The following is a 10,618-nucleotide window of genomic DNA, read 5'->3' as shown; positions in this document are numbered from 1 at the left end:
AAACTGTTACCTATGTGCGTGAACTGATTTGTAACCCATGTGGGTGAGTCATACCGGCAAGAGCGTTTTGCTTACTTTTGCGCTTTTCAAAAGTGAGCCGCCGTCAGGGCGGAACCCTAAGTGGCCGTTACCGCAGAAACGGATATGTACTCGGTCCAATCCAACATCCTGGTCGGCCCAGAGGCCGCCATCGGGAGCAAGCCCCCTCCCACAGTCAATCGCGCCCCCCTCAACCACGAGGCACAAACACATCAGCCAGCAGCTGATTACGCGGCAGCCCCGCCAAAAACAAACGCTTGGCGAACACCTCGACGCTGCCAGGGTGCCCGCACAGTAAAGCCAGCGTTTGCCGCGAAACAAGCCGCAGTTGTGCCAATGCCTGGTCCAACTGCGCCGCCGTCCACAGCTCCACCGTCAGGTTGGAATGCTGCGCGGCGAGCTCTGCCAAGGGCCCGGCCAGATAATGCCCGTCAGCATCATGGGCCAGGTGAATCACGCGAATGGCGCCTTGGTGATCCTGGCGCAACGCTTCACGCAATACCCCCCACAACGGCCCCAGCCCAGTGCCGGATGCGAGCAGCCACAGCGGTCGCATCTGCCAGTCCGGATCGTAATGCAGCGCCCCGCCCCGCAACTCGCCCAGGCGCAGACAATCACCCCTGTTCAACTGTCGCGCCGCATCGCTGAATTCGCCGGGTAAACGGCAATCCAGATGAAACTCCAGGTATGGCTCCTCCTGCGGCAAACTCGCCAGGGAATACGGCCGCGCCACCTGCCCCGCCCATAACACCAGGTGCTGCCCCGCCCTGTACCGCAGGCCGCGCTCCGGTTGCAGGCGCAGACGCAACACCGATGCCGTCAGCCAATCGGCCCCCACCACCTGCGCCGCCAAACCGTCGCGCACAGGATCAAAGGCTTCGACCTGCAGATCGCCAACCACCTGGCACTGGCACGCCAGGCGCCAACCGTGCTGGCGTTGCTCCGGGCTCAACGCTTCAGGTTGCTTGTCCTGAACCTCGCCCTGGCAACGTACCAGGCAGGCATGGCAACTGCCGGCGCGGCAACTGTAGGGCACGGCCACACCTGCCTGGTTCAAGGCATCCAGCAGGTTGCTGCCGGTGGCGACCGACCAGTGGCGTTCGCCGACGTGCAGTTCAGGCATATAAAGGCTCTATCAGAAGGGACGTGCACAGGGAATCATGCCTGCGACAGTTTGACCATAGTCGGGTGTATCGGCCACCGCCACGGGTTATACTGCCGCGCCTTTTTAGCGTCGCGCCTGCACCAATGGCGTGCCTGTGGAAGGTGGCTTCAGCCGACCGATGCAACACTGAAGCCACCTTTATTGAATGTTCCCTTATAGAGGAGCGCGACTCATGACCGTGATCAAGCAAGACGACCTGATTCAGAGCGTTGCCGACGCCCTGCAATTCATTTCCTACTACCACCCGGTTGATTTCATCCAGGCGATGCACGAAGCCTACCTGCGCGAAGAATCGCCGGCCGCCCGTGATTCCATCGCCCAGATCCTGATCAACTCGCGCATGTGCGCCACCGGCCATCGCCCGATCTGCCAGGACACCGGTATCGTCACCGTGTTCGTGCGCGTGGGTATGGATGTCCGTTGGGATGGCGCCACCATGGGCCTGGACGACATGATCAACGAAGGCGTGCGTCGCGCCTACAACCTGCCGGAAAACGTACTGCGCGCCTCCATCCTCGCCGATCCGGCAGGCGCGCGCAAAAACACCAAGGACAACACCCCGGCCGTGATCCACTACTCCATCGTGCCGGGTAACACCGTGGAAGTGGACGTCGCCGCCAAGGGCGGTGGTTCCGAAAACAAGTCGAAAATGGCCATGCTCAACCCGTCCGACTCGATCGTCGACTGGGTGCTCAAGACCGTTCCGACCATGGGTGCCGGCTGGTGCCCACCGGGCATGCTGGGTATCGGCATCGGCGGCACCGCCGAGAAGGCCGCGGTGATGGCCAAGGAAGTGTTGATGGAATCCATCGACATCCATGAGCTGAAGAAGCGCGGCCCGCAGAACCGTATCGAAGAGATGCGCCTGGAGCTGTTCGAGAAGGTCAACCAACTGGGCATCGGCGCCCAGGGCCTGGGTGGCCTGACCACCGTACTCGACGTGAAGATCATGGACTACCCGACTCACGCCGCTTCCCTGCCGGTGTGCATGATCCCCAACTGCGCCGCCACCCGCCATGCGCATTTCGTGCTCGACGGTTCGGGCCCGGCATCGCTGGAAGCGCCACCGCTGGACGCCTACCCGGAAATCGTCTGGGAAGCCGGCCCATCGGCCCGTCGCGTCAACCTCGACACCTTGACTCCGCAAGAAGTGCAGAGCTGGAAGCCGGGCGAAACCGTGTTGCTCAACGGCAAGATGCTCACCGGTCGCGACGCCGCGCACAAGCGCATGGTCGAGATGCTGAACAAGGGCGAAACCCTGCCGGTGGACCTCAAGGGTCGCTTCATCTACTACGTCGGCCCGGTTGATCCGGTGCGTGAAGAAGTGGTGGGCCCGGCAGGCCCGACCACCGCGACGCGGATGGACAAGTTCACCCGTCAGATCCTCGAACAAACCGGCCTGTTGGGCATGATCGGCAAATCCGAGCGCGGCCCCACCGCCATCGAAGCGATCAAGGACCACAAGGCCGTGTACCTGATGGCCGTGGGCGGCGCCGCGTACCTGGTGGCGCAAGCCATCAAGCAATCGCGCGTCGTCGCTTTCGCCGAACTGGGCATGGAAGCGATCTACGAGTTCGACGTGAAGGACATGCCGGTCACCGTTGCGGTGGACAGCAACGGCGAGTCGGTACACATCACCGGTCCTGCCATCTGGCAGAAGAAGATCAGTGAGAGCCTCGCGGTGGAAGTGCAGTAAGCACCTCCCTCCAAGGATAAAGGCGACTGCGGCCCCACGGCCCAGTCGCCTTTTTTCATGATGAGCGCAGCCAAATGTGGGAGGGGGCTTGCTCCCGATAGCGGTTAGTCAGTTCCAGATAGGCTGACTGGCATACCTCTATCGAGAGCAAGCCCCCTCCCACACCAGTCCTCTGACTGCACTACCCAATGGCTCATGGTATGGTGCTCGCCCCTTACCGGCCTGTTGATCATCGTATGATCGCGATCCCTCGCTCCCTGCGCCTGACCTTCTATTCGCTGCTGATCATCGCCGGTGCAGTACTGGCTGCCGCCCTGGCTACGCGCCATGCCGAACGCCAGGCTTTGGTGGACGATGCCGCCCGCGCCAACCAGCAGCTCGCGCTGTATGCCAACTCGCTGCACACCCTGATCGAACGCTACCGCGCCCTGCCCGCCGTGCTGGCCCTGGACTCGGAGATGATCAACGCCTTGAAAGGCCCGCTGGATGCCAGCACCCAGGACCTGCTCAACCGCAAGCTGGAACGCATCAACAGCGCCGCGCAGTCGTCCACCCTGGAACTGATGGACCGCACGGGCCTGGCCGTGGCCGCCAGCAACTGGAAGCTGCCCAGCAGTTACGTGGGGCACAACTACGCCTTTCGCCCCTATTTCAGCCAGACCTTGAGCCAGGGCACCGGGCGCTTTTATGCCGTGGGGGTGACCACCGGCATCCCCGGCTACTTCCTTTCCAGCGCGGTGGTCGATGAACACGAGCAGTTCCTCGGCGCCATGGTGGTCAAGCTGGAGTTTCCCGAACTGGAACGCGAATGGGCCCAGGGCAATGACTTGCTGCTGGTCAGCGATGCACGCGGCATTGTGTTCATCGCCAACCAGCCGGGCTGGCGCTATCGCAACCTGCGGCCGCTGTCAGGGAGCGACCTGGCTGAACTCAAGGCCACTCGTCAATACGACAAGAAGCAACTGCAGCCGCTGGAGACCAGCACCCTGCAACGCTTTGACGACAACAGCCACTTGATGCGCGTCAACGGCCCCGACGGCAGTGCCAACTACATCTGGGAGTCGCTGCCGCTCAAAGCCGAAGGCTGGACCCTGCACCTGCTGCGCAAACCCCAGTTCCCGTTTGAAGACCAGCGCAATGCCGGCCTGGCCGCCGCCGGGTCCTGGCTGGCCCTGGTGTTCCTTGTGCTGTTCCTGAGCCAACGCTGGCGCCTGGCGCGCCTGCGTCAACGCAGCCGCGAAGAGCTCGAACAATTGGTGGAGGAGCGCACCCGGGCCCTGCGCACCGCTCAGGATGGCCTGGTGCAGTCGGCCAAACTGGCGGCACTGGGGCAGATGTCCGCCGCCCTTGCCCACGAAATCAACCAACCACTGACCGCGCAACGCATGCAATTGGCGACGCTGCGACTGTTGCTCGACCACGGCCGCGTGGACGATGCCTACAAGGCACTCACACCGCTGGATGACATGCTCACGCGCATGGCGGCGCTGACGGGCCACCTCAAGACCTTCGCCCGAAAAAGCCCCAGCGGCCTGCGCGAACGCCTGGACCTGGCCACCGTGGTCGACCAGTCCCTGCATCTGCTCGATGCGCGCCTGCGCGATGAACACATCGGCGTAGCGCTGGACCTGACCCGCCCTGCCTGGGTACGGGGCGACGCGATTCGCCTCGAACAAGTGTTGATCAACCTGCTGCGTAACGCCCTGGATGCCATGGCCGACAAACCGCGCAAACGCCTGGAGATCCGTTTGCACGCCGACCAGCAGCTCTGGCAGTTAAGCGTCAGCGACAGCGGCGGCGGGATTGCCGAAGAACACTTGAACAACGTATTCGACCCCTTCTTCACCACCAAGCCAGTGGGTGACGGGCTCGGCTTGGGGTTGGCGGTGTCCTACGCTATCGTGCATGAACTGGGCGGACGCCTGATCGCCGGCAACCGGGGCGACGGCGCAGTGTTTACCTTGACCTTACCCGTCGCGCTGGAGACGCCCGACCTATGTTGAACGCGGTGATTGTGGTGGATGACGAAGCCAGCATTCGCACGGCCGTCGAACAATGGTTGAGCCTGTCGGGTTTCGCGGTGCAATTGTTCAGCCGTGCCGAAGAATGCCTGGCGCAGTTGCCCAGGGACTTCCCCGGCGTGATCCTGAGCGACGTGCGCATGCCCGGGCTCAGCGGCCTGGAGTTGCTGGCCGAAGTGCAGCGTCGTGATGCCGACTTGCCAGTGATTTTACTCACCGGCCATGGCGACGTGCCAATGGCCGTCGAAGCCATGCGCGACGGCGCCTACGACTTTCTGGAAAAACCTTTCAGCCCGGATACCCTGCTCAATAGCCTGCGTCGAGCGCTCGACAAACGCGGCCTGGTCCTGGAAAACCGCCGCCTGCATCAGCAGGCCGATCACCGCGCCCAACTGGAATCCAGCCTGCTGGGGGTGTCCCGCAGTTTGCAGCACCTGCGCCGCCAGGTGCTGGACCTGGCAGCGCTGCCGGTCAATGTGTTGATCCGTGGCGAGACCGGCAGCGGCAAGGAACTGGTGGCCCGCTGCCTGCATGATTTCGGCCTGCGGGCGAAGAAACCGTTTGTCGCGCTCAATTGCGCGGCCATTCCCGAACAGCTGTTCGAGGCCGAGTTGTTCGGCCATGAAAGCGGCGCGTTCACCGGCGCCCAGGGCAAGCGTATCGGCAAGCTGGAATATGCCCACGGCGGCACGCTGTTCCTTGATGAAATCGAAAGCATGCCCCTGGCCCAACAGGTGAAATTGTTGCGGGTGCTGCAGGAGCAGAAGCTTGAGCGGTTGGGCTCCAATCAAAGTATCCAGGTGGATTTACGCATCATTGCCGCCACCAAGCCGGACCTGCTGGAAGAGGCCCGTGCCGGGCGTTTTCGCGAAGACCTGGCGTATCGCCTGAACGTCGCGCAACTGCGCTTGCCACCGTTGCGCGAGCGGCGCGAAGACATCCCGTTGCTGTACGAGCATTTTGCGCAAAGCGCCGCCGAGCGTTTGGGCCGCCAGGTCGAACCCTTGAGCGGGCCGCAGTTGGGGCGCCTGCTCAGCCATGACTGGCCGGGCAATGTGCGTGAACTGGCCAACGTCGCTGAACGCCAGGTACTGGGGCTTGGAGAGCCTGAACCTGAGGGTGTCGAGGTCGGGCAATCGTTGGCGGCGCAACAGGAAGCCTTCGAGGCGCATTGCCTGAAAGCTGCGCTGACCCGACATAAAGGCGATATCAAGGCGGTGCTGGCGGAACTGCAACTGCCCCGCCGCACCTTCAATGAAAAGATGCAGCGGCATGGGTTGGCAAGGGAGATGTTTCTTTAGCGGCCTTCCGATCGCTATCGGGGGCAAGCCCCCTCCCACACTTGGATGTGTTCACAAATCAAAATGTGGGAGGGGGCTTGCCCCCGATGACGCCCGCAGCCATAAGCGGATTTCCGCTCATCACCCCAGAACCATCAGCAACTTTCCGCTCAAGAAAACCTTGAAACCCTTCTATCCCGGGCCTTCATCCACCTGGCACAGCTCCTGCTATAGCCCAAGTCAGGCAGTGCTCAAGCACGCTCCATAAAAACAACTAGATGAAGGATCCTTCAATGGATAACTCCAATACCTTGCCTCTGGGGTCGGCAGCTGCGCCGGCGAAAGAACGCACGACCTCCAGCCGGATCAAATCGATCTTCAGCGGCTCCGTCGGCAACATGGTCGAGTGGTATGACTGGTACGTCTATGCCGCATTCTCGCTGTACTTCGCCAAAACCTTCTTCCCCAAAGGCGACACCACCGCCCAATTGCTCAACACCGCCGCGATCTTCGCCGTGGGCTTTTTGATGCGTCCTATCGGCGGCTGGCTGATGGGCCTTTACGCCGACAAAGTCGGGCGTAAAAAAGCCCTGATGGCCTCGGTCTACCTGATGTGCTTCGGCTCACTGTTGATTGCCCTGAGCCCAAGCTATGAACTCATCGGTATCGGTGCACCCATCCTGCTGGTGTTTGCCCGGTTGCTGCAGGGGCTGTCGGTCGGTGGCGAATACGGCACCTCCGCCACGTACCTCAGCGAGATGGCGACCAAGGAACGTCGCGGTTTCTACTCCAGCTTCCAGTACGTGACCCTGATCTCCGGCCAGCTCATCGCGCTGGCAGTGCTGATCGTGCTGCAACAACTGCTGACCACCGAGCAACTGTACGCCTGGGGCTGGCGCATTCCGTTCGCCATCGGCGCCCTGTGCGCAGTGGTTGCGCTCTATCTGCGTCGCGGCATGGAAGAAACCGAGTCGTTCACCAAAAAGGAAAAAGCCAAGGAAAGCGCGATGCGCACCTTGATGCGCCACCCCAAGGAACTGCTCACCGTGGTGGGCCTGACCATGGGCGGCACCCTGGCCTTCTACACCTACACCACTTACATGCAGAAATACCTGGTGAACACCGTCGGCATGAGCATCTCCGACTCCACCACCATCTCGGCGGCGACGCTGTTTCTGTTCATGTGCCTGCAACCCCTGGTGGGCGGCCTGTCGGACAAGATTGGTCGGCGCCCGATCCTGATCGCCTTCGGCGTCCTCGGCACGCTGTTTACCGTGCCGATCCTCACCACCCTGCACACCATCCAGACCTGGTGGGGCGCGTTCTTCCTGATCATGGCCGCGCTGATCATCGTCAGCGGCTATACCTCGATCAATGCGGTGGTCAAAGCCGAGCTGTTCCCGACTGAAATCCGCGCCCTCGGCGTGGGCCTGCCGTATGCCCTGACCGTGTCGATCTTCGGCGGTACCGCTGAATACATTGCCCTGTGGTTCAAGAGCATCGGCATGGAGACCGGTTATTACTGGTACGTGACCGCGTGTATCGCGGTGTCGTTGCTGGTCTATGTGACCATGAAGGACACCCGCAAGCATTCGCGGATTACCACCGACTAAAAGTGTGGGAGGGGCTTGCCCCCGATAGCGGTGTATCCGTCATCTATACAGTGACTGAACCACCGATATCGGGGGCAAGCCCCCTCCCACATTGGATATGATGTGGGCTCCAGAATTGAGAGCAGACAGGCTATGTCCGACGATATCCACTTCTACGAACCCGCCAACGGCCACGGCCTGCCCCATGATCCGTTCAATGCCATCGTCGGCCCGCGCCCGATCGGCTGGATCTCGTCACAAGACCGCGAAGGTCGCCTGAACCTGGCGCCTTACAGTTTCTTCAACGCGTTCAACTACATTCCGCCGATCATTGGGTTTTCCAGCGTCGGGCGCAAAGACAGCCTGAACAATATCGAACAGACCGGCGAGTTCGTGTGGAACCTGGCGACCCGCCCGCTGGCCGAGCAGATGAACCAGAGTTGCGCGGCTGTTTCGCCGGACGTGAATGAATTCGAGTTGGCCGGCCTGACGCCGATGGCTTCGAAAATCGTCGGCGTCCCGCGGGTGGGCGAGAGCCCGGTGTCGTTCGAATGCAAGGTGACGCAGATTATCCAGCTGCAACGCGCCGACCAGCAGTTGGTCCCCAGCTGGCTGGTGCTGGGCGAAGTGGTCGCGGTGCACATCGCCAAATGGCTGCTCAAGGATGGGATCTACGACACGGCAGCCGCCGAGCCGATTCTGCGCGGTGGCGGCCCGGCGGATTATTTCCAGTTAGGCCCTGAAGCGCTGTTCAAGATGTACCGGCCAGGCGCCACAAAACCCTGACTGAAATGCAATCAAACATGTGGGAGGGGGCTTGCCCCCGATGACTGTGTATCAGCTGCAAATTTGCTGGCTGACCCACCGCTATCGGCGGCAAGCCCCCTCACCCATTTAGTCAGCGGCAGGCGCCCAAACCAGTTGGCCGTCTGCATCCACATCAACCAGGCACTCAAGCTGCACAGCCGCCGCATCATCGGCATCGGACGCGGTCTTGAACGTCTGACCGTCCAGGATCTTGTGAAATCGCGGAGCGCCCATGCCATCGAGTGCCTTGACGGCAACGGCGGCGCTGTAGCCACTCTCTCCCGGTACGACGGCGGAAACGGCTTCGTGGTGGGCAAATTGTTTACGTGCCATGTTGCAGGTCCTGGCCAATGAAAAGTCGGCCATTCTAACCCCTAACCGGCCAGTTGCAGGTACTCGCCGTAGGCGTTGACGGCGGATGCGTCGGTGAAGGTCTGGAAGTCCATGCTGCGCACGACCCTGTCGTTCAACAACTCGGTGAAGATCATCAGGGCCGGGGAATTGAAGTAGGCGCTCATCGCCTGCTCGCTGCTCCATACCCCCGTGACCAACCACACATCGGGGTCGACCTGGGAATGCTGCAACGAAAATTGCAGGCAACCCTGAGCCTGTCGGCCCGGTTCGATCAAACTGCTCAAGCGTGCACCCAGCTCGGTGCTGCACCCGGTACGGGCACGGATAAAGGCCATATGGCTCGCGGGAATGGGGGTGGACATGTTCGACTCTCCCGTTGAGAAGTGATGCTCGGCAACCACGGTGAGGGCGTGTTGCCACAGGATCAAAGATAGCGGCGCAGGGTTGGGCGCGGTTAGTCGATTCCTGCAGGCTTCTTGCACAATCCTGCCAGAAGCGTAGGCAGGACGTTCGCGCAGCCGTTTTATTCCACGCCCGAGCGGCGTGTTTCAGGGAGATGACAGCGGCTTTGCTTGCCTGATTCACGACAGGGCGCAGGATCAGGCAAGGATTGTGCAGAATTGACATAACACTGTTTGAAACTCCACCGCTAAGCTGAGCCCCATCAAACCTGCGTGTAGAGGACGCCTCATGTCGTCGCCTGACCTCAAGCCCACTCCCCTCGATGCCGAGATGGAAAAGCAGCGTGCCGAACTGGCCAGCATCGTGCACCGCCATACCTGGGAAGACGGTTCCTACGGTACGGCGATCACTTCGCTGTACCTGAACCGCCACAACACGCCGCGCGACTTCATGCCGGTGCTGGTGGAACCGGCATTGTGCATCCTCGCCAGTGGCAGCAAGGAAGTGCGCCTGGCCGACGAAATCTTCGCCTATGACCCGCTCAACTATTTAGTGTTCTCGGTGGCCATGCCGGTGGCCGGGCGGATTATCGACGCCACCCCGGAAGACCCCAACCTGTCGGTGCGCATCAATATCGACCCGGCCCAACTCACCGCACTGATTGCCGAAGCCGGCCCGATGGGCGTGCCGTCGCGTCCTACGTCCCGTGGCATGTACGTCGACCGCATCGACAATCAACTGCTCGACGCCGTGCTGCGCTTGAGCCGCCTGCTGGACACGCCCAAAGACATCGCGATGCTTGCGCCGCTGATCAACCGCGAAATTCTCTACCGCTTGTTGCGTGGCCCCCAAGGCTATCGCCTGTATGAAATCGCCGTCGCCAACAGCCAGAGTCACCGGGTGAGCCAAGCGATCAAGTGGTTGAACGGAAACTACGAACAGCCGCTGCGCATCGATGACCTGGCCCGGGAAGTGAACCTGAGCGTGTCGACCTTGCATCACCGCTTCAAGGCGATCACCGCCATGAGCCCGCTGCAGTACCAGAAACAACTGCGCCTGCAGGAAGCGCGGCGGCTGATGATTGCCGAAGGGCTGGAGGCCTCGGCGGCGGGGTATCGGGTGGGGTATGAAAGCCCGTCGCAGTTCAGCCGGGAGTACAGCCGGTTGTTTGGCGCGCCGCCTTTACGCGACTTGGCCCGCTTGCGCCAAAGCATCTGACTCAATGAGTTTCAAAATGTGGGAGGGGGCTTGCCCCCGATAGC

The 10,618-nt window shown here is 61.6% G+C and carries 9 protein-coding genes; 6 read left to right on the top strand and 3 right to left on the bottom strand.

What is annotated here, in order from left to right; translation table 11 throughout:
* Positions 1–229: 229 nt before the first annotated feature.
* A complete protein-coding gene (locus CIB54_RS10620) occupies positions 230–1,162 on the bottom strand; it encodes an iron-sulfur-binding ferredoxin reductase (RefSeq protein ID WP_101219745.1) in 933 nt (310 codons plus the stop codon).
* A gap of 214 nt (positions 1,163–1,376) precedes the next feature.
* Between CIB54_RS10620 and CIB54_RS10615 the strand changes: the two genes are divergently transcribed.
* The 5 genes from CIB54_RS10615 to CIB54_RS10595 all read left to right on the top strand — a co-directional run bounded on the left by CIB54_RS10615 (position 1,377) and on the right by CIB54_RS10595 (position 8,579).
* A complete protein-coding gene (locus tag CIB54_RS10615; protein WP_065951345.1) occupies positions 1,377–2,900 on the top strand; it encodes a fumarate hydratase in 1,524 nt (507 codons plus the stop codon).
* Positions 2,901–3,136: 236 nt separating this feature from the next.
* Positions 3,137–4,903 carry an ATP-binding protein gene (locus CIB54_RS10610; protein ID WP_065951344.1) on the top strand — a complete coding sequence of 589 codons (1,767 nt, stop codon included), beginning with the start codon at positions 3,137–3,139 and terminating at the stop codon, positions 4,901–4,903.
* On the top strand, positions 4,897–6,222 hold the full coding sequence (locus CIB54_RS10605; protein WP_065951343.1) for a sigma-54-dependent transcriptional regulator: 1,326 nt from the start codon (positions 4,897–4,899) through the stop codon (positions 6,220–6,222). Before CIB54_RS10610 ends, CIB54_RS10605 begins: the two co-directional genes overlap by 7 nt.
* 272 nt (positions 6,223–6,494) lie before the next feature.
* The gene (locus CIB54_RS10600) at positions 6,495–7,814 is read left to right on the top strand and encodes an MFS transporter (RefSeq protein WP_065951342.1); all 1,320 of its coding nucleotides are present in this window, start codon (positions 6,495–6,497) and stop codon (positions 7,812–7,814) included.
* A gap of 132 nt (positions 7,815–7,946) precedes the next feature.
* Positions 7,947–8,579 carry a flavin reductase family protein gene (locus CIB54_RS10595; protein WP_101219744.1) on the top strand — a complete coding sequence of 211 codons (633 nt, stop codon included), beginning with the start codon at positions 7,947–7,949 and terminating at the stop codon, positions 8,577–8,579.
* A gap of 108 nt (positions 8,580–8,687) precedes the next feature.
* Here the strand turns inward: CIB54_RS10595 and CIB54_RS10590 are convergent, their stop codons facing one another.
* Together CIB54_RS10590 and CIB54_RS10585 are read right to left on the bottom strand one after the other, a co-directional pair.
* Entirely contained in the window at positions 8,688–8,933 is a 246-nt protein-coding gene (locus CIB54_RS10590; RefSeq protein ID WP_065951340.1) for a hypothetical protein, read from the bottom strand.
* A 41-nt stretch (positions 8,934–8,974) separates the two neighbouring features.
* Positions 8,975–9,316: an antibiotic biosynthesis monooxygenase family protein gene (locus tag CIB54_RS10585; protein ID WP_065951339.1), complete on the bottom strand. Its 342-nt coding sequence runs from the start codon at positions 9,314–9,316 to the stop codon at positions 8,975–8,977.
* A gap of 328 nt (positions 9,317–9,644) precedes the next feature.
* Between CIB54_RS10585 and CIB54_RS10580 the strand changes: the two genes are divergently transcribed.
* On the top strand, positions 9,645–10,574 hold the full coding sequence (locus tag CIB54_RS10580; RefSeq protein WP_065951338.1) for an AraC family transcriptional regulator: 930 nt from the start codon (positions 9,645–9,647) through the stop codon (positions 10,572–10,574).
* Positions 10,575–10,618 lie beyond the last annotated feature (44 nt).

Origin of the sequence: Pseudomonas fluorescens (assembly GCF_002837185.1) — a bacterium.
Taxonomy (GTDB): Bacteria; Pseudomonadota; Gammaproteobacteria; order Pseudomonadales; family Pseudomonadaceae; genus Aquipseudomonas; species Aquipseudomonas fluorescens_AM.
Note: the sequence above shows the minus strand (reverse complement) of the source record. Positions and strands in the feature narration are given on the sequence as shown.

Bases quoted from the DNA above. Each gene is read 5' to 3' on its own strand.
- CIB54_RS10600 (WP_065951342.1), top strand. From the start codon at position 6,495: ATGGATAACTCCAATACCTTGCCTCTGGGGTCGGCAGCTGCGCCGGCG.
- CIB54_RS10615 (WP_065951345.1), top strand. From the start codon at position 1,377: ATGACCGTGATCAAGCAAGACGACCTGATTCAGAGCGTTGCCGACGCC.
- CIB54_RS10605 (WP_065951343.1), top strand. From the start codon at position 4,897: ATGTTGAACGCGGTGATTGTGGTGGATGACGAAGCCAGCATTCGCACG.
- CIB54_RS10590 (WP_065951340.1), bottom strand. From the start codon at position 8,933: ATGGCACGTAAACAATTTGCCCACCACGAAGCCGTTTCCGCCGTCGTA.
- CIB54_RS10620 (WP_101219745.1), bottom strand. From the start codon at position 1,162: ATGCCTGAACTGCACGTCGGCGAACGCCACTGGTCGGTCGCCACCGGC.
- CIB54_RS10595 (WP_101219744.1), top strand. From the start codon at position 7,947: ATGTCCGACGATATCCACTTCTACGAACCCGCCAACGGCCACGGCCTG.
- CIB54_RS10610 (WP_065951344.1), top strand. From the start codon at position 3,137: ATGATCGCGATCCCTCGCTCCCTGCGCCTGACCTTCTATTCGCTGCTG.
- CIB54_RS10585 (WP_065951339.1), bottom strand. From the start codon at position 9,316: ATGTCCACCCCCATTCCCGCGAGCCATATGGCCTTTATCCGTGCCCGT.
- CIB54_RS10580 (WP_065951338.1), top strand. From the start codon at position 9,645: ATGTCGTCGCCTGACCTCAAGCCCACTCCCCTCGATGCCGAGATGGAA.